Genomic DNA, 19224 nt, shown 5'->3' with positions numbered 1-19224 from the left:
AAAAGGGACCAACTTTTCAATGGCAACGGGTTGTTTATTGTTGATACAAGGTACTAAAAAAGCCCCAGACCTTTTCAGGGGATGGGGCTTTGGTTCAAATTTATATGGTGGTCATAGGCTGCGGTCGTCGTTGGCACTCTGCTCCAAGCGAAATATCCTTTTTTGGTCTATCCCAAAAAGTGTCCGTTGGTTGAATGCCTGTTCCGGCGCAGTGGTCCTATTGCCTTCTAACTGTATCTTTTTTGGGGACTCGTCCCTGTAACAGAACAGAGTTCCGCCTAAAATCAACAATAAGAGTATTGACCGTATGAGGTTGTTCATCAATGACCTTATTTAAAGATCTTAGTTAAGTCCTTCGTCATCGCCACGGTCATCATCATTTGATTGATCACCATCAGTTGCATTTGCATTTTGATCCAATTGTTGGAAAAGTGCTTCTGTTTCTTGGATATCGGTTTCTGTTTCGCAAGAGTAGAATCCAACGGTCAATAGAGCAAGGGCCAAAATACTTAGTAGTTTTCTCATAATATTAGGTTTTAGGGTGTTAATTAAATTGGTTTGTCTAGACCAAAAGTACCCAAGACCTATAGGATGGCCCATTGCAGAATGGACTATTTAGAATCCGTAGGGATTCTGTGAGCATACTACCATAAACTGTTAGAATTTTGTCAATTAAGGGCCTTTACGGCCGTTTTGGAGAGCATTTCCTTCAGAAGATCTATCCTGTCCTTATAGGTCTTGGAGAAGGGAAGTTCCTCCTCGTTCCCATGTCGCAAGGTGCACATGGATTTGCCATAGTTGATGCGGGACACGTACCTGCTGTTCAGGATATAGCTCTGGTGGATGCGGATGAATGCTTTGGGCAGCTTGTCCTCGAACGACTTCAATGTTTTGAAGGCGCTGATCACATTGCCATCCCTCATGAAAAAATCCGTGGTGTTGTTGTCCGATTTCAGGTAAAGGATATTCTTGGTGTCCAGATACCTATAATCGTTATAGGATTTAAGGCAGATGGTGGATGGCATATCCTGTTTAGGATGCCTTTTGCGGAGGCGCAGGATGGTCTTGCGTACATCAAATTCGTTGTGAGGAAGGATCCAATAATCAAAGAAACCACTCTTTATGGCATTGTAGGCATATTTCTTGGAAGTGGAGTATCCTATAATAAGGGGTAGGGCCTGCATGTATTGGTTCAGTTCCGTCACCATTTGAAAGTATTCCATGCCATCTTCACCAAGATTGATCAGCACAAGGTCCGGTGTGAACTTCAGAATGGTGTCCAGCCCTTCTGCTGCACTGGCGGCTACGCCCATACAGGTCAAATCCTCATACTCCTCCAAATAGAGTTGCAGTTGTAGCTTGGTCGCTGCATTGAGGTCTATGATGATATAGGTATATTCCATACGCAAAATGCTGAGTGCAAGTTACTAACGAGTTCAAAAAACTCATTGCAGTTTTCCCTTAAAAAAACTATGGGTTTCTCTTTAAAAAGGGCATTTTTCTTACAAAAATCCTTAAATTTTCGTTAAAGGGTAACGACCTGCAACAAATCTATGCTTTTCCTGATCTCATTTTTGAACGAGTGTCGAAGCATGTTCGTTGATGCGGCAACACGCTGGAAGTGCATGTATAAATAGTGGTGAAGTTTGGTGTGGTTTTTACTAAGTTCATTTGGTTGAAGTGTTGATTTTATACTATGTTACGACTACGAACCATAGAATCAAAATAATGGGAGCGGTTTTTGGCTAGGAACACCCTAGAATTCGATGAACTACACAAAAAAGGAAGCTTGTTCCGCTTGGAAACGGAAGGTGATGGTCTATTTGAATAATTCCTGTACAGATTCGGGAACACGCTTGGGACGGAAGGTTTTGGCGTCCAAAAGGCACCATTCCGTGGTGCTCTTGACCATCAGTTCGCCTGTTTTATGGTTCTTGATCTCAACAGCGCGTATGGACAAGGGGCCTTTGCTGGCCTCAATGTGGGTGGTCACTTCTACCGTATCGCCAAGCACGGCCGATTTCAGATAGGAAATATTATGGTTCCGCACCACCCAGATCATTTCTTTTCGGATATCTGCATCAGTCACCTGTTCCCAATGTTTCTTGGAAATGTCCTGGATCCATTCCACGTACCTGATGTTGTTCACATGGTTAAGGTCATCAAGATCGTCCACGGCCACATCAAAGATTTCTGTAAACGTATTCATCAGTCCTTTTTACGGATGGTGACCTCGAAGAGTTTGTCCCAATTCTTCCCAGTGACAAAGAAAGTTTTTCGTTCGGGATGGTAGGCCACGCCGTTCAGCACGGAATTGGTATCGTCCCACTCGGCCCCTTTGGACACTTTGTTTTTCAACCCGCCAAAATTGACGACCCCTTCGATGGCCCCGGAAGTGGCATCAATGATCATCATACTTTCTTTTTGATAGACGTTGGCATAGATCTTCCCATCCACATATTCCAGTTCGTTGGCCATGTTGAAGATGGACTTGTTGGTCACGGTCTCTATGTGACCCGTTTCTTCCAGGGTCTCTGGATCCAAGAACCAGATTTTTTCCGTACCATCACTTTTGAAGATTTTTTTACCATCGTTGCAAAGTCCCCAACCTTCCCTGCTTTTGCCATAGGAGAAGTTTTTGATTTTTTCCAGATTGCTGGCGTTGTACACATAGCCCATGCCGCTTTGCCAGGTCAATTGGTAGAGCTTGTCTTTCATCAAGGTGATGCCTTCGCCAAAGATGGTATTGTCCATTTCGATCTGTTGCAGTACCTCTCCCGTTTCAAAATTGACCCTTCTTACCGTGGAGCTACCTCTTTTTCCGGTGCTTTCGTAGAGTGTCCCATTGTGGAATTCCAACCCTTGGGTGTAGGCCTTTGTGTCGTGCGGGTAGGTGTTCACAATTTCATAGGTATAGACCTCGGGGGCGGAAGCGGCCAAGAGTTTTATTTTTTCCTCGATTTCCACGGTTTCCCCTTCAATATCGAACTTGGCCGTCAAGATTTTGTTGCCCAAATGGGTGATGTCCATGGTCAGTTGGCCATTTTCCAAGGGAAGTTCTTTTCCGTCCATAAAATAGCGGATGTTGGAAATCTCGACCTCTTTTTGGTTCTTGATGGAGACCCCTACCTTTTGGTTTTGCTGTAGGGTCTTGTTTTCCAGTTGGATGGAAAAATGTTTGGCGGGATCGGTATTCCCTCCGCAGCCCAAAAAAAAGAGCAGCAATCCCAAAAACGAAGCTAATTTGAACATCATCCGTTGTGTGTGTTTCATGGTTTTGATCCTTGGAGGTCGAAATTAAGAATGAATTGGGATTGTCACAAATTTAAAAGGTCGTATATTTGCAGTCGGCAAGTCCTACACGACCAGCTCCTGCAGAATCCCCCAGGGTGGGAACGCAGCAAGGGTATGCGGTCGTAGCGGTGCGATGTAGGTAGCTTGCCGTTTTTTGTTCCCTGAACTCAGCTATCATGGAAAAAAAAGTAGTATTGATCACCGGAGGTTCGTCCGGCATCGGTAAATCCATAGGAACCTTTTTGGCCTCAAAAGGCTATAAGGTGTACGGTACTACAAGGACTCCGGCCAATTATCCCGATTTTGATGTATTTGACCTTATCCAATTGGATGTAAGGGATGTAGACAGCATACAACATGCAGTCTCCCATGTGATTTCCAAGGAAGGCCGATTGGATGTGCTCATCAACAATGCAGGAGTGGGCATTACCGGCCCCATTGAAGAGACGCCGCACGAAGAGATCCTAAAAGTGTTCGATACCAATTTCCATGGCCCTGTGCACATGATGAAGGCCGTGTTGCCCCAAATGCGCAAACAAGGCGGTGGGACCATTGTGAACATTACCTCCATTGCGGGGTATATGGGATTGCCGTTCCGAGGGTTCTATTCGGCCACCAAAGGTGCGCTGGGACTGATCACAGAGGCCCTTCGTATGGAAACCAAGGATTTTGGGGTGACCATCACCAACGTGGCCCCGGGCGATTTTGCCACCAATATTGCCGCCGGCAGGTACCATGCCCCGGTTTTGGACGGTTCCCCATATGAGGACAACTATGCGAAAACGATCGATTCCATAAACGGGGACGTGGACAGTGGGGGAGATCCCGAGCAAGTGGCGAAGGCCATATATTCAATCATCAACAAAAAACGGCCCAAAGTGCACAATCCGGTCGGGGCTTTTTTACAGAAGTTTTCCCTTACCCTAAAAAGAGTTCTGCCCGATAAAGTCTATGAAAAGTTGCTGCTCAACCATTATAAGTTGTAGCTTTACACTTCTTGAAAAATCACATATAAATAGTTAAAAATGAAGTTTTTTATTGATACGGCCAATCTAGATCAAATTAGAGAAGCGCAAGAATTAGGGGTATTGGACGGTGTCACCACCAACCCTTCGTTGATGGCCAAGGAAGGAATCACTGGAAAGGACAATATCCTAAAACACTATGTGGACATTTGCAATATCGTTGAAGGCGATGTCTCCGCAGAAGTGGTTGCCACCGATTTGGCGGGAATGATCAAAGAAGGCGAGGAACTGGCCGAACTGCACGAGCAGATCGTGGTCAAGATCCCGATGATCAAAGATGGTGTGAAAGCATTGAAATATTTCTCGGACAAGGGTATCCGTACCAATTGTACCTTGGTGTTCTCGGCAGGGCAGGCCCTATTGGCCGCAAAGGCAGGGGCCACCTATGTTTCCCCGTTTTTGGGACGTTTGGACGATATTTCTACAGACGGACTCAATCTTATTTCAGAGATCAGGCTCATTTACGACAACTATGCCTTTGAAACACAGATATTGGCCGCATCCATCCGTCACACCATGCATGTGATCGATTGTGCCAAGATTGGTGCCGATGTGATGACAGGTCCATTGTCTTCCATTGAAGGATTGTTGAAACACCCATTGACCGACATAGGTCTGGCCAAGTTCCTGGAAGATTACAAAAAAGGAAATTCCTAAAGAATATATTGATTCAAAAAATAAAGCCCTGAGAAATCGGGGCTTTTTTATGTGCTGTTTTGTATCTGCTACTTTAAAAGCTTTGGTCTTGTCACATAATAACTCAATAAAACAAATAACCAAAGGTTATTAAAGGGAAGTGTAGAGGTTGGCAAACCCGTCAACCACCAATGTGTCCTTTGTGATCACACATTTGTTGAGGCCGTCCACCACCATGTTGGTCTGGATTTCCTTGAAGTTTTCGCCATAAAACTGGTTTTCCTTCTCCAAGCCATATTCATCCAACAATAGCTTCCATTGCGGATAGCTGGACTTTAGATTGATGCCGACAAAGCGGTAATCCGGATATTTCTTTTGGAGAGCGTTGACATGCTGGCTGATATTCCTGAAATGGCGTTTTTGCGAAGCCGTCCAAAAATAAATCACCGTGTTCTTCTTTTTGTTCACCACATCTTTAAGGTGTACCACGTTGTTGTCCACATCCCTTAGGGCCAAATCTGGGACCTCGGCATTGGGTTGAAGGTTCTTGATGGCGGTGTACAGGTCATCTATTTCCTTCTTGTGCTCCTCATTGGAGGACAATGCATGGAACTTGTCGATGAATATTTGGCATTCCTCATTGGGGTTGCGTTCCTTCACTAAATAATCTATGGCAATATTCCTGAACAAGATGTCCCTCAACTCTGTTTCTTTCACTAGGCTGTCCACCATGGCGAGCTTATGTTTGTTGAAATGCAGGTGGTCGCTCCCGTTTTTCGCATCAGGGTCACAGTTTTCAAGGCACGTCATGTAGGACAGGTTTCCAAAATGCAACAACATAAAATTGAAATAGGGCCTGTAGTAGGTAAGGTCCTTGTTGCTGAGGTCTATATCTTTTCTGTAGGCATAGAAAGATTCGCTAAGATCATGGAATTTGTCCTCACCGGTCTTTTTCTTATGATAGAAAGGGTATTTTTCTTTGTAGATGTAAGCATTGTAATCAATGGAAGCCTCAGCCATGGTCATGACCCGATCAGATGTTTCATTGCTCTTTGCAAATTCCTTCAGGTGGTTTAGTTTGATGGCCTGCATGGAATCGATTTTCTTGCTGAATTCCTCAGGGTCCAATAGATAATAGCCATGCACGACAGGGTTTTCCTCTTCCACTTCATTTGCCAGGAACATTTCGATCAAAAAGTTGTTGATCTCGCTTCCTTTTCCGGAAAACACAAGGCTTTCGTCAAATTCAACGGTGTTCAAACGGGCCAAAAGGCTGTCCCCGTTTTGCAAATACACATTTTGATATTGGGGGGAATGGGTAAAATGGTAAAGTCCTTCTTCAATACCATCAAGGTCAAAGGAGAACCGATTGTTGGCGTCCAGTCTGACGGAATCCACGTAAGTGTCGTTGTGATATAGAACAACATAGTCGCTCGTGGGATTCACGATCTCCCCTGCAAAAAAAACGGGGGCACATTGCCCAGGTTTATCTGAACACGCAGAAATTGACAGTAAAGAGATGCCGAGTAAAAGTCTAACCATATTAAGGGAACCATCCATTAATCAACCAAAAGTAAGAATACCCAAGCCCCATCCTTGTTAATGGGTAGTTAAAGTTGTTTACTGCTATTTTTATCAGAATCAATAAGGTGCGGTCAAATTGGAAATTCGGTTTGGTTTTAGCTACTTTTGCAAAAAAATTAAACAGCGGCATGTTATCAGTATCCAATTTATCCGTACAGTTTGGCAAACGAGTGTTGTTCGATGAGGTCAACGTGACCTTTACACATGGCAACTGCTATGGCATCATTGGCGCCAACGGGGCCGGAAAGTCCACTTTTTTGAAGATATTGTCCGGACAGGTGGACCAGACTTCGGGCCATGTGCATTTGGAACCAGGGAAAAGGATGTCCATTTTGGAACAGAACCACAACGCCTATGACGAATACCAGGTCTTGGAATCGGTGGTCATGGGAAACAAGCCCCTGTTCAAGATAAAACAGGAGATAGATGCACTGTATGCGGACTACACCGACGCGAATGCGGAAAAAATAGGGGAGCTGCAGGTACAGTTCGAGGAGATGAACGGATGGAACGCCGACAGTGATGCGGCTGCCCTACTTTCCAACTTGGGCATATCGGAGGACCTGCATTACGCTACTATGGCGGACATAGACCCCAAATTGAAGGTGCGTGTACTTTTGGCGCAAGCGCTCTTCGGGAACCCGGATGTGCTGGTCATGGACGAACCTACCAATGACCTGGATTATGAGACCATCAACTGGTTGGAAAACTTCTTGGCAAATTACGAAAACACTGTGATCGTAGTCTCCCACGACAGGCACTTTTTGGATGCGGTCTGTACCCACATTGCGGATATTGATTTTGGGAAGATCAATCTTTTCTCCGGAAATTATACGTTCTGGTACGAAAGTAGCCAATTGGCAGCCCGCCAGCGCGCCCAGCAGAACAAGAAAGCAGAGGAAAAGGCCAAGGAACTCCAAGAGTTCATCATGCGTTTCAGTGCCAACGTGGCCAAGAGCAAGCAGGCGACTTCCCGTAAAAAAATGTTGGACAAACTCAAGGTGGAGGACATCAAACCGTCCAGCAGAAGGTATCCTGCCATTATTTTCGATCGTGAGCGAGAGGCTGGGGACCAAATCCTGAATGTGGAAAAACTTTCGGCCACTTCGGAAGATGGTGATTTGCTTTTCCAAGATGTCAACATCAACTTGGCCAAAGGGGACAAGGTGGCCATTTTGTCCAAGGATTCAAGGGCGACTACCGCTTTTTACGACATCATTTCCGGTAAGTCAAAAGCCGCCAGTGGAAGTTTTCAGTGGGGGGTGACCACCACCCAATCCTATCTTCCGGCGGACAACTCGGATTACTTCAAGGAAAACATCAACTTGGTGGATTGGCTTCGTCAATGGGCCAAGACCGAAGAAGAGCGTGAGGAAGTCTATATCAGGGGCTTTTTGGGAAAAATGCTTTTCAGTGGCGAGGAGGCCCTGAAAAAATGTACGGTACTTTCGGGAGGTGAAAAAGTACGCTGCATGCTCAGCCGAATGATGATGCTACGCGCCAATGTGCTCTTGTTGGATGAACCTACCAACCATTTGGACCTGGAGAGTATCACAGCATTCAACAATTCGCTCAAGAACTTCAAGGGAACCATCATGCTCACCACCCACGACCACGAATTTGTGCACACCGTGGCCAATAGAATCATCGAGCTCACGCCCAAGGGAACCATTGACCGTTACTTGACCTTTGATGATTATATGTCGGACAAGGCCATTAAGGAGCAACGGGACAAAATGTATGCAGTGACCGCTTAGGCATTGAAATACTTACTGTTCCAAATGGCAGGATTGAAGTTTTTGCCCAATGCGAATCCGTAAAAGATCACCACGGATGCCATACACTTGAACATAAAGAAGAAAATGATCCAGAACTCTGCTGCGGAGTTGTTCTTGGAGAACAGTCCATTGGGTACCATCAGGGTCACCAAATAACTGAGGACGAACACCACAAAGGTCAGGTTCACGATATTTTTAAAAGGCCACGCCATCAGCTTTCGGAAGGGATGCAGGTCGTTTCCCCATTTGTGGATCAGATAGAAATAATCGTTGCCAATGGGGGCAAAGAGTAGGGGGTCGTCCCTGTCCTCCAGTTTGAAGAGCTTGGAAGGTGCCATGATCTTGTATCCTTTGATCTCGGTGTCGTGGGCCACTTCCAACTCCTTTATTTTTGAAATGGCCGCTTCCGGGATTTCACCCTTGAAAAAAGAGCTGTCCAAAAAACGAAGTCGGTAGTCGATGCAGATTTTTTTGATCTGGTCCAAATGGAATATGTGGTCGGTTTCCAGCAGGTCGAACACAAAATCGTTGCGGTCTATGGTTGTTTTTGAAGCAAGTTGCTTGCTAATGTTCCCTTCTTTTAACGATTCTTGCTTCAATAGCCGTTCCACTTCGGCCAAAATTTGGGCTTCGTTGGCCTGTCTGCCCCTTGTTTGGTGCAGTTTTTGCTCAATGCCCGTACTTCTAAATACCATGGTGTTTTCTTAGCAATTCCCTCAAAGTTAATCATTTGTGTCAGCGATTGAAAAAGTTGGCGAAACAACATCACGTTAACATTGTGTTAAATGGAATTGAGCAGGAAAAAATTAATTGCGAATCGGATAAAAAGATGTAACTTATCGAAGTTTTTGGTAGTTAATCGAAACCATGGCCAACCAACTAAAGTCCCAACATTGAGAAACCATAAATGAAAGCCCCCGTTACTAAAATCTTGCTCGGTCTTTGCATGGCCCTTGTCTCTTTTTCCTATGCACAGACGAATGCCCCAAGCTTAAAGTCCATTGCCCAAAATACCAATGAATCCGTTGACCATAAGATTCTGTTTGCCGCTGTAAAGGCCACAAATCTGGATGACATTTTGGAGGAATCAGGTCCGTTTACCGTTTTTGCTCCATCTGATGCGGCTTTTCAAAGGTTTTCACAGGAAAAAATAGAACAACTCCTCAACGCGAACGATAAAACCGAGTTGAAATCCTTGTTGACTTACCACATCGTGGCCGGTCAATTGACGGCATCAAAAATCTTGCGTGCCATGTGCCAGGGGAATGGGAAGGCCAGTTTTACCACAGTACAGGGCAAAAAATTAGTGGCACATTTGGATGGGTATGACATTGTCTTGACCGATCCAATGGGGAACACCGCAAGAATAACCACGGCCGACCTTAACCTCAAGAATGGGGTGGTGCACGAAATCGACAGTGTGATATTGCCGACCCAAATGTAAGGGACACTTATCTTAGTTCGGCGCCCAGTTCTTTTTGGTATTGGGACAACAATTTACCCATGATTTTATCTATCTGCTTGTCGGTAAGCGTCTTTTTGTCATCCGATAGGGTAAAGCTCACCGCATAGGATTTCTTCCCTTTGGGAAGGTTTCCCCCTGTGTATACGTCGAACAGGTTTACATTCTTCAAAAAATCTTTCTCAGTTTTCCAAGCGATGTCATACACCTTTTGGAACGAAGTGGAATCATCCAGCAGCAAGGCAAAATCCCTTGTCACCTCAGGGAACTTTGGAATTTCCCTAAAAACAATGTTTTGGGTCACTACAGACTCCAAGATGGCATCCCAGTCAAAATCGGCATGGAACACTTCCTGTTTTATATCAAACTTTTTTAAAACACTTTTACCGACCAATCCGTAGGAGGCCAAGACCTTTCCATTCTTGCTACAGCCAAGGCCTTCGGCAAAAACAGGGTCACTAGTGGGAATGGTTTCCACATCCTTGATGCCCAAACGGGCAAAAAGGGACTCCACAATACCTTTTAGGTAGAAGAAATCCGTTTTTTTGGAGACGGTGGACCAATTGTCTTGGGTACGTTCCCCAGAGATGAAAAGGGCCAAATGCCTCTTTTCTTGATATTCCCCACCTACTTTGATGTATGTTTTGCCAAATTCGAAAAGTTTCAGATCCGTTTTTTGACGATTGTGGTTGTGCAGTACGGTCTGAAGGCCGGAAGACAACATTGATGTCCGCAGTACGGAAAGATCGGAACTCAACGGGTTCAGCATTTGAACCGGTTCCACAGTGTCCCCAGAAGCGGTTTCGGATGAGACCAGACTGTTCGTCATAATCTCATAAAAGCCCTTGGAAGCAAGAGTGTTACCAATTACATCCTGTATCCTGTGGTTTTCATATCGCGAGGATTTGGCTATGGAGGCATTCAATTTTTCTTTGAAACCGATGTTGTTGTAACCATAGACCCTCAGAATTTCTTCAATGACATCCACTTCCCGGGTAACATCCACCCGATAGGTGGGAATGGTGAGCCCAAGACCGGATTCGGTAACGTTGTTGATGCGGATTTCCAGAGAGGAAAGTATGGATTTAATGGTGTCCCTTGGGATTTCCTGACCGATCAGGTTGTTGATTTTGTCAAACGTCAGGAACACTTGCCTGTCCTGGTTTTTCTTGGGATAAAGGTCAACGATTTCTGAACTGATGTACCCCCCGGCTATTTCACGGATGAGCAGGGCCGCCCTTTTCAGCGCATATTCCGTGATGTTCATATCGATGCCCCTTTCAAACCGGAAAGAAGCATCCGTATTGAGTCCGTGCCGTTTTGCTGTTTTTCTGATGGAGATGGGGTCAAAATAGGCACTCTCCAAGAAAATGGCAGAGGTATGCTCTGTGACCCCAGAATGTAGCCCGCCAAATACCCCGGCAATGCACATGGGCTTTTCGGTGTCGCATATCATCAAATCGTCTTCGTGGAGTTCACGCTCCACACCATCCAACGTTTTGAACTTGGTGCCTGCAGGCAATGTTTTTACCTCGATTTTGTTGCCTTTTATCTTCGAGGCATCAAAGGCATGCAAGGGCTGACCCAGTTCGTGGAGCACATAATTGGTCACATCCACCACATTGTTGATGGGAGATAGGCCAATGGATCTCAATCGGTTCTTCAACCAATCCGGGGATTCCTGAACAATAAGGTTGCTGATGGTGAGCCCACAATATCTGGGTGCCTGTTGACTGTTCTTGACCTCCACATCGATCTTCAGCGAACGGTTGTCTATGGAAAAATTACTGGTGGATGGTGTCACCAGCTCTTTTTGGATCTCTTTTTGTTCCAATCCGGCCTTTAGGTCGCGGGCCACACCAAAATGGCTCATGGCATCGGCACGGTTGGGGGTCAGTCCTATCTCGAAGACCTCATCACTCTCCACCTCGAAGACTTTGGAGCAGGGGGTTCCGGGCACAAGTTCTTCGTTCAGCACCATGATCCCGTCGTGGCCCTCTCCAAGACCGATTTCATCCTCGGCGCAGATCATGCCCTGGCTTTCCTCACCGCGTATCTTTCCTTTTTTAATGGTCCAAGCCTCACCTTCCTTGGTGTAGAGCGTGGTACCAATGGTGGCAACGGGGACTTTTTGCCCAGCGGCCACGTTCGGGGCACCGCAAACGATCTGCAAGGGAGTTCCCTGGCCAATATCCACAGTGGTCAATTTCAATCGGTCCGCATTTGGATGCTGTTCACAGGTGAGCACATGGCCCACGACAATGCCTTGCAATCCGCCCTTAACTGATTCAAAACGGGAAATGCCCTCTACCTCAAGACCCAAGTCGGTCAACAGTTCGCCTGTTTTCTGTGAGTCCCAATCAATATGCAAAAATTGTTTCAACCAGTTGTAAGAAATCTTCATACCCCAATTTTAGAATCGACAAATATAAAACAATAGGGGAACAGATTCAACGTAAATAATGGTCATAGACCGTTTGGTATTGTAAGTTTTGGGTCGTATTTTCTACATTTAGGAAAAAACTTTCACTATTATGAAGAGGATTTGGCTGTCAATGATGGTATTGGCACTGATTTTAGGGTCCTGTAAAAAGGAGGAAAAGAAGGAATTGGCCCTCGGGGATTGGCTGGCCAAGATAGAAGTGTCCGAATCACAAAAACTGCCCTTCAATTTTACCATGGGAAAGGGAACGGACGGATATATCATGAAAATCCATAATGCAGAGGAGGAAATCGTGGTAGACGAGATTGAATTGGACGGAGACTCCATTCGTATCCAAATGCCCATATTTGAAGGATATTTCACGGGTACTTTTTCTGAAAAGGAAATGGAAGGAAAGTTCATTGAAGAAAGTAAGGAGCGAGAAGTGTTCTTCACGGCTGTCCATGGACAGAAAGAACGTTTTGAGGTAAAAGAGAACGCCAAAGTCAACATATCTGGGATTTGGGAGACGTATTTTGATGTCAATACCCCGAACGAATACCCGGCCAAGGGCATCTTTATGCAGAATGGGAACAAGGTCAAGGGGACTTTTAGGACCAAGACAGGAGATTATAGGTATTTGGATGGAGTGGTAACGGGCGACAGCCTGAAAATTTCCGCGTTTGATGGGTCGCATGTGTACCTTTTTATGGCACAGGTCAGTGATAGTACGCTGGATGGTAAATTTTATTCAGGTAATCATGCCGTACAAGAGTTCATGGCCGCAAGGAACGAGGGGTTTGAACTCCCTGAGGCGGACAGTCTCACTTTTTTGAGGAAAGGTTATGATAAGTTTGATTTCTCTTTTCCCAATTCCGAAGGTAAAATGGTCAGTCTCAAAGATCCAAGGTTCAAGGATAAGGTGGTCTTGGTGCAGATCATGGGGTCGTGGTGTCCCAATTGTTTGGACGAGACACGCTTCTATGTGGAATTTCTCAAAAACAACCCCGATTTGAACATCGAATTGGTGGCGTTGGCCTTTGAATATGCCAAAACAGAGGAAAAAGCTTTCGAGGCCATCGGAAGGCTACAGGAAAGGGCAGAAGTGCCTTATCCCATCTTATTGGCGCAATATGGAACTTCCAATAAGCAAAAGGCCAATGAAAAACTGCCCATGCTCAACCATATTCTTTCCTATCCCACCACGATCTATATCGATAAAAAAGGAGAGGTCAGTAAAATACACACCGGTTTCAACGGTCCGGCCACTGGGGAAAAATATGAACAGTTCAAAGAACAGTTTGCAGAAACAATACGGGAATTGGCCAATGAATAGGTCTAAATCCTAAATTGGTTATTGAGTTATTTGGTTATTGGTATTAGGAGCTATTTGAGTTTGAGCTTGATATTTGAACTTGGGCTTGAAAACTTGAACTCGAAATCAGATAATCGTGGACTTCCCTAGATCGATGTTTTCATCGTTCACGCGGAAATTGTCCTCGATATCCACAATGCTATGGGCGATATAGTCACCGACCTGTTGCGTGCCAAATTGGCTTTTGGATTTGATATCAGGGGTCACGATACCCTTTCGTAAGGACTTGTCCACGGCCAGTTTGATGGCCATTGCCTCTTCCATGAGCCCAAAATGTTCCAAAAGCATTGCTGCGGAAAGAATGGAAGCAATAGGGTTGGCCACATTTTTTCCTTTGGCCTGTGGGTATGAACCGTGTATGGGTTCAAAAAGGGCATTTTCATCTCCAATGGATGCAGATGCCAACAAGCCGATGGAACCTCCGATCACACTTCCCTCATCAGAAAGGATGTCCCCGAACATATTCTCGGTAAGGATGACATCGAACTGGGTGGGGTTCAGTACCAACTGCATGGCGGCATTGTCCACAAATAAAAAATCGAGGGTCACTTCTGGGTAACTTTCCCCAATTCGGGTAACGACCTTACGCCAAAGTCTGGACGATTCCAGAACGTTGGCCTTGTCCACTAGGGTGACCTTCTTTTTTCTACCCTTCGCTGCTTTGAAGGCCAGATGTGCGATACGACTGATTTCGGTTTCGGAATATTCACAAAGGTCGGAGGCAACAGTGCCTTCCTTGTTCAATTTTTTCTCACCAAAATAGATTCCTCCGGTAAGCTCACGATAGATCACAAAATCGGTCCCGGAAATAATCTCCTTCTTCAAGGGAGATTTGTGCAAAAGGCTGGGATGGGACAGCACGGGCCTGATATTGGCGAACAAGCCAAGACTTTTGCGCAGTTCCAACAGACCTTGCTCAGGTCGTATCTTGGCTTCGGGATCATTGTCGTATTTGGGATCGCCTATGGCACCAAAAAGTACGGCATCGGCATCTTGGCACAATTTTAAAGTACTCTGTGGAAGTGGTTTGCCTTTTTTGTCGATGGCCGCAGCCCCCACAAGGGCCTCCTTAAAAACGAATTCATGGTTGAAGGTTTCTTCAACGGCCTGCAAACATTTGACTGCCTGGGCCAACACTTCGGGTCCAACACCATCACCAGGTAACAAAGCTATGTTCAGATTCATAAGGAAGCTTTAGGCAAATTGTATTTTGAAGCAGACGGACTATTGAATTTAAGCAATACTCTGTATACGAATGTTACTGACCTCAATGATTTGGTGGATGTCCTCGTCCAAAATCTCCTTTTTGCGGTCTGCAAACTTCAAGAAGTTTTCGTAAACGGAATCCAGTTGGACTTTGGTGAGTTCGTAACCCACTTTTTTGGCACGGTAGGCCAGTGCGGCACGTCCGCTCCTTGCGGTCAATACGATGGAAGATTCATTCACACCCACATCTTTAGGGTCGATGATTTCGTAAGTCTCACGTTGTTTGATCACCCCATCTTGGTGTATGCCGGAGCTGTGTGCAAAAGCATTGGCCCCCACGATGGCTTTATTGGGCTGCACGGGCATGCCCATTTTCTGGGAAACCATTCGGCTGGTATCCCACAACAGCTTACTGTTGATGTTGGTGTCAAGGTTCAGGTAGGGGTGCTGTCTCAAGATCATCACCACTTCTTCCAAAGAGGTGTTCCCGGCGCGTTCCCCGATACCGTTGATGGTACACTCGATCTGTCTTGCCCCGTTGATGACACCGGCAATGGAGTTCGCAGTGGCCAGTCCAAGGTCGTTATGGCAATGGCAGGAAAGAATGGCCTTGTCAATACCTTTTACATTCTCCTTCAAATATTTCATTTTGGCCCCATATTCCTCTGGAAGGCAATATCCGGTGGTATCAGGGATATTGAGCACAGTGGCCCCGGCCTTGATGACGGCCTCACATACCCTGGCCAAAAACTCATTGTCCGTACGTCCGGCATCTTCCGCATAGAACTCCACATCCTCCACAAAGGATTTTGCATAGGATACCGCTTCCACAGCGCGTTCTATGATTTTGTCCTGGGTGGAGTTGAACTTGTATTTGATGTGCGATTCGGAAGTTCCGATTCCGGTATGTATTCTTGGTTTTTTCGCTATTTTGATGGCCTCGGCGGCCACTTCGATGTCTTTTTTAACGGCACGGGTCAATCCACAGACCGTTGCGTTTTGGACCAATTTTGCAATTTCGTGGACGGATTTGAAATCCCCGGGACTCGAAATGGGGAAGCCGGCCTCGATCACATCCACCCCTAGCTCATCCAAGCGTTTGGCGATGACCAATTTTTGCTCCGTGTCCAACTTACATCCTGGAACTTGTTCTCCATCCCTAAGTGTCGTATCAAAAATTTGTACCTTATCTTTACCCATTATTCCAATCTGTTTATTCTGAGACATACGAAAATAGAGAAGAGGGGGCGAAGAATAAAAGTAAGCCAGTACCTGTTACAACGTTTAATAACAACAGGGGTAACTTAAAAACTTGTAAAACAACACTTTAAATAATATTTTTTACGATGACAAATGCCCATAAGGATGCGTTGTTTGTGTTGATAAAATCGCTGTCCAAATCGGAAAAGCGTCAATTCAAACTCTATGTTGGCCGTTTGGGGGTCAACACGGATGCGAAGTTTTTGGCCCTTTTTAACCTGTTGGACAAAATGCGGAAGTATGATGAACACCAAATTTTGGATAGTGGCATTGTCACCAAGGCACAACTTTCCAACCTGAAGGCGCATTTGTACAAACAGATATTGGTGAGTCTTCGCTTGAACCCGGTGAATCAGAACGTACGCATCCAGATCAGGGAGCAGTTGGATTTTGCCACGATCCTGTATCAAAAAGGGCTTTACAAGCAAAGCTTGAAGATTTTGGACAAGGCGAAAAGTTTTGCCATCGAAAATGAAGAGAAAAATGTGGCCTACGAGATCGTGGAGCTGGAAAAGGTCATTGAGACACAATATATTACCCGTAGCATTCCGGACAGGGCAGATGAACTGGCCGTGCAGGCCAAGGAACTTTCCGCCCATAATGTGATGACCAGCAAGCTGTCCAATCTCTCCCTTCAACTCTATGGGATGATGTTGAAAGTGGGCTATGTGCGCAGCGATGAGGACCTCAACACGGTGAAGACCTATTTTGAGACCCATTTGCCCGCCTACGATCTGGACAAACTCGGATTCCGGGAAAAGTTATGGCTTTATAAGGCCTATTTGTGGTATAGCTTGTTGACACAGGACTTTTTGTCCGCCTACAGATATGCCAGCAAATGGGTGGATCTTTTCTATGAGAACGAGACCATGATCCCGTTGAATCCCGTATTCTTCCTGAAGGGGAACCATTACCTTTTGGAATCCCTCTTTTTTGTGAAGTACGCGTCCCAATTCCGGGAAACCTTGGACAGATTGGAGCGTCAAGTGGAGAGTCCGGAATTTCCCCAAAATGACAATATTGCCTCCCTGGCCTTTTTGTACCTCAACACGAACAAACTTAACCTCCATTTTTTGGAAGGCACTTTTGATAAGGGGCTTTATTTGGTGAACATCATTGAATACGGCATCAAGAAACATGGGGAGCGGATAGACGAGCACCATATCATGTTGCTTTACTACAAGATTGCCTGTCTGTATTTTGGCAATGGGGACAATAAGAACTGTATTGTTTACCTCAAAAAGATCATTTCCAACAAAAACCTCAAAATGCGGGAAGACCTCATGTGCTTTGCACGTGTATTGAGTCTGGTGGCCCATTATGAGGCGGGTATGGACTACCATTTGGAAGTGCAACTTAAAAGCACGTATAAGTTCTTGCTGAAAATGAACGACTTACACGCCGTACAGAAAGAAATGATCAAATTCTTGAGGGGATTGGGCGAGATTTATCCGCACGAATTGCGGAACGAGTTCCAAAAACTCTACAACGAACTGAAAAAATACGAGAACCACCCCTACGAGAAAAGGGCGTTCCTTTATTTGGACATCCTTTCTTGGCTCGAAAGTCATTTGGAGAACAAACCGGTCGGGCAGATCATTCGGGAGAAAGCCTTGGCCGTTACCCGTTAAAGACATGCATTCCAAACGGGGTCATCTGGTGGTGGGGCCATAAATGGGATGATCTCTTTTTGAACAGGATGTTCCAGTTCCAGATACCGTGCATGCAAGTGTATGCCGCCATCTTTGTTGCTTCGGTCTGCCCCGTACTTCAAATCTCCTTTGATGTGGCACCCCAAGGCAGCCAATTGTGCCCTGATCTGATGGTGTCTGCCCGTCTTTAAATCGATTTCAAGAAGAAAATATCGATCCAGTTTTTTTAGGAGTTTGTATTCCAAAACGGCTTTTTTGCTGTTCGGGACTTCCTTGTCGTGTGCATAGGACTTGTTCTGCTTAGGATTGCGGACCAACCAATGGGTCAGGGTCCCACTTTCATTTGGAGGAGCATTGTCCACAACCGCCCAATAAATCTTTTTGGTCTTTCCTTCGGAAAACAGTTTGTTCAATCGGGGCAGTGCCTTGGAAGTTTTGGCAAATAGTACAATGCCCGATGTGGGCCTGTCCAGTCGGTGCACCACGCCCAGATACACATTGCCGGGTTTGTTATATTTTTCTTTGAGATACTGTTTCACCACATCGCTCAAGGGCGAATCCCCGGTCTTGTCGCCTTGGACAATATCGCCGACCCTTTTGTTGATCACAATGATATGGTTGTCCTCAAAGAGTACTTGGAGGTTGGATGGGGTGGAATGCTGGGTACTTTCTGACAATTGTTTATTGTTAATTCCTGATTGAATCAATAAGATTCCTCCTCATTCGGAAAATCCTTGCTTTTCACATCGTTCACATATTGGGAAACGGCCTTGCTCATTTCATCATATAGATCCAAATACCTTCGAAGGAACCTTGGGTGAAACTCGTGGGTCATGCCCAGCATGTCGTGCACGACCAAGACCTGTCCGTCGACATGTCCACCAGCTCCAATACCGATGATGGGGATGGACACGCTTTCTGCGACTTCCTTGGCCAGTTTGGCGGGAATTTTTTCGAGGACAATGGCAAAACAGCCCAGTTCTTCGAGCAGTTTGGCGTCATCTTTCAGTTTTTGGGCCTCTTCTTCCTCTTTGGCCCTGACGGTATAGGTCCCAAACTTGTAGATGGACTGTGGGGTAAGGCCCAAGTGTCCCATCACAGGAATGCCAGCTTGGAGGATACGGCTCACAGATTCTTTGATTTCGCTGCCGCCTTCCACCTTGATGGCATGGGCACCACTTTCTTTCATGATTCGGATGGCGGAACGCAGTGCTTCCTTGGAATCACTTTGGTAGCTTCCAAACGGGATGTCCACCACCACCAAGGCCCTTTTTGCCGCACGGACCACTGAAGAGGCATGGTAGATCATTTGGTCCAAGGTTATGGGAAGGGTGGTCTCGTGGCCTGCCATCACATTGCTGGCAGAATCGCCCACCAAAATGGCGTCAATGTTGGCAGCGTCCACGATCTTTGCCATGGAATAGTCATAAGCGGTGAGCATACTGATCTTCTCGCCATTCTGTTTCATTTCCACCAAGGATTTCACCGTAATTCTCTTGTATTCTTTTTTTGCAACAGACATTATGTTCT

The 19224-nt window shown here is 45.7% G+C and carries 18 protein-coding genes and 1 other RNA gene; 7 read left to right on the top strand and 12 right to left on the bottom strand.

Annotated elements, in window-relative coordinates; genetic code table 11:
* Positions 1-111: 111 nt before the first annotated feature.
* The 5 genes from FOT42_RS02725 to FOT42_RS02705 form a co-directional block, all read right to left on the bottom strand.
* Positions 112-321: a hypothetical protein gene (locus tag FOT42_RS02725; RefSeq protein ID WP_151889030.1), complete on the bottom strand. Its 210-nt coding sequence runs from the start codon at positions 319-321 to the stop codon at positions 112-114.
* A gap of 21 nt (positions 322-342) precedes the next feature.
* Positions 343-525, bottom strand: a complete 183-nt coding sequence (locus FOT42_RS02720) for a hypothetical protein (protein ID WP_151889029.1) — start codon at positions 523-525, stop codon at positions 343-345.
* Between the two features lie 143 nt (positions 526-668).
* Complete coding sequence (locus FOT42_RS02715; RefSeq protein ID WP_151889028.1) at positions 669-1403, bottom strand: LytR/AlgR family response regulator transcription factor; 735 nt, start codon at positions 1401-1403, stop codon at positions 669-671.
* Between the two features lie 416 nt (positions 1404-1819).
* Complete coding sequence (locus tag FOT42_RS02710) at positions 1820-2209, bottom strand: acyl-CoA thioesterase (RefSeq protein WP_151889027.1); 390 nt, start codon at positions 2207-2209, stop codon at positions 1820-1822.
* The gene (locus FOT42_RS02705) at positions 2209-3273 is read right to left on the bottom strand and encodes a glutaminyl-peptide cyclotransferase (RefSeq protein WP_226789777.1); all 1065 of its coding nucleotides are present in this window, start codon (positions 3271-3273) and stop codon (positions 2209-2211) included. Before FOT42_RS02705 ends, FOT42_RS02710 begins: the two co-directional genes overlap by 1 nt.
* A gap of 75 nt (positions 3274-3348) precedes the next feature.
* On the opposite strand from FOT42_RS02705, the gene ffs reads away from it, so the two are divergent.
* The 3 genes from ffs (at position 3349) to fsa (ending at position 4976) form a co-directional block, all read left to right on the top strand.
* Positions 3349-3447, top strand: an RNA gene (gene ffs, locus FOT42_RS02700) — signal recognition particle sRNA small type.
* A 23-nt stretch (positions 3448-3470) separates the two neighbouring features.
* A complete protein-coding gene (locus FOT42_RS02695; protein WP_151889026.1) occupies positions 3471-4280 on the top strand; it encodes an SDR family oxidoreductase in 810 nt (269 codons plus the stop codon).
* 39 nt (positions 4281-4319) lie between these two features.
* A complete protein-coding gene (gene fsa / locus FOT42_RS02690) occupies positions 4320-4976 on the top strand; it encodes a fructose-6-phosphate aldolase (protein WP_151889025.1) in 657 nt (218 codons plus the stop codon).
* Between the two features lie 129 nt (positions 4977-5105).
* Here the strand turns inward: fsa and FOT42_RS02685 are convergent, their stop codons facing one another.
* The gene (locus FOT42_RS02685; protein WP_226789776.1) at positions 5106-6353 is read right to left on the bottom strand and encodes a TlpA family protein disulfide reductase; all 1248 of its coding nucleotides are present in this window, start codon (positions 6351-6353) and stop codon (positions 5106-5108) included.
* Positions 6354-6667: 314 nt separating this feature from the next.
* Here FOT42_RS02685 and FOT42_RS02680 point away from each other — a divergent pair, with 314 nt between their 5' ends.
* Entirely contained in the window at positions 6668-8296 is a 1629-nt protein-coding gene (locus FOT42_RS02680; protein WP_151889023.1) for an ABC-F family ATP-binding cassette domain-containing protein, read from the top strand.
* On the opposite strand, the gene FOT42_RS02675 is transcribed toward FOT42_RS02680, so the two are convergent.
* Positions 8293-9012, bottom strand: coding sequence for a hypothetical protein (locus FOT42_RS02675; RefSeq protein WP_151889022.1), 720 nt, complete (start codon positions 9010-9012; stop codon positions 8293-8295). The genes FOT42_RS02680 and FOT42_RS02675 overlap by 4 nt on opposite strands.
* A 212-nt stretch (positions 9013-9224) precedes the next feature.
* Here FOT42_RS02675 and FOT42_RS02670 point away from each other — a divergent pair, with 212 nt between their 5' ends.
* A complete protein-coding gene (locus FOT42_RS02670; RefSeq protein WP_151889021.1) occupies positions 9225-9761 on the top strand; it encodes a fasciclin domain-containing protein in 537 nt (178 codons plus the stop codon).
* A 7-nt stretch (positions 9762-9768) separates the two neighbouring features.
* Here FOT42_RS02670 and pheT read toward each other — a convergent pair whose 3' ends face one another.
* Positions 9769-12183, bottom strand: a complete 2415-nt coding sequence (gene pheT / locus FOT42_RS02665) for a phenylalanine--tRNA ligase subunit beta (RefSeq protein ID WP_151889020.1) — start codon at positions 12181-12183, stop codon at positions 9769-9771.
* A 130-nt stretch (positions 12184-12313) separates the two neighbouring features.
* Here pheT and FOT42_RS02660 point away from each other — a divergent pair, with 130 nt between their 5' ends.
* Positions 12314-13537 carry a peroxiredoxin family protein gene (locus FOT42_RS02660; RefSeq protein WP_151889019.1) on the top strand — a complete coding sequence of 408 codons (1224 nt, stop codon included), beginning with the start codon at positions 12314-12316 and terminating at the stop codon, positions 13535-13537.
* Positions 13538-13642: 105 nt separating this feature from the next.
* Here FOT42_RS02660 and leuB read toward each other — a convergent pair whose 3' ends face one another.
* Positions 13643-14761, bottom strand: coding sequence for a 3-isopropylmalate dehydrogenase (leuB, locus tag FOT42_RS02655; RefSeq protein ID WP_151889018.1), 1119 nt, complete (start codon positions 14759-14761; stop codon positions 13643-13645).
* A 48-nt stretch (positions 14762-14809) separates the two neighbouring features.
* Positions 14810-15982, bottom strand: a complete 1173-nt coding sequence (locus tag FOT42_RS02650; RefSeq protein WP_151889017.1) for a 2-isopropylmalate synthase — start codon at positions 15980-15982, stop codon at positions 14810-14812.
* A gap of 146 nt (positions 15983-16128) precedes the next feature.
* Between FOT42_RS02650 and FOT42_RS02645 the strand changes: the two genes are divergently transcribed.
* Positions 16129-17673 carry a hypothetical protein gene (locus tag FOT42_RS02645; RefSeq protein ID WP_151889016.1) on the top strand — a complete coding sequence of 515 codons (1545 nt, stop codon included), beginning with the start codon at positions 16129-16131 and terminating at the stop codon, positions 17671-17673.
* Here FOT42_RS02645 and FOT42_RS02640 read toward each other — a convergent pair.
* Positions 17670-18371: an RluA family pseudouridine synthase gene (locus FOT42_RS02640; protein WP_151889015.1), complete on the bottom strand. Its 702-nt coding sequence runs from the start codon at positions 18369-18371 to the stop codon at positions 17670-17672. The two genes, FOT42_RS02645 and FOT42_RS02640, sit on opposite strands and share 4 nt — an antisense overlap.
* A gap of 26 nt (positions 18372-18397) precedes the next feature.
* Complete coding sequence (panB, locus tag FOT42_RS02635) at positions 18398-19216, bottom strand: 3-methyl-2-oxobutanoate hydroxymethyltransferase (RefSeq protein ID WP_151889014.1); 819 nt, start codon at positions 19214-19216, stop codon at positions 18398-18400.
* Positions 19217-19224 lie beyond the last annotated feature (8 nt).

This window comes from Flagellimonas hadalis (assembly GCF_007785775.2).
GTDB classification, from domain to species: Bacteria; Bacteroidota; Bacteroidia; order Flavobacteriales; family Flavobacteriaceae; genus Flagellimonas; species Flagellimonas hadalis.
Note: the sequence above shows the minus strand (reverse complement) of the source record. Positions and strands in the feature narration are given on the sequence as shown.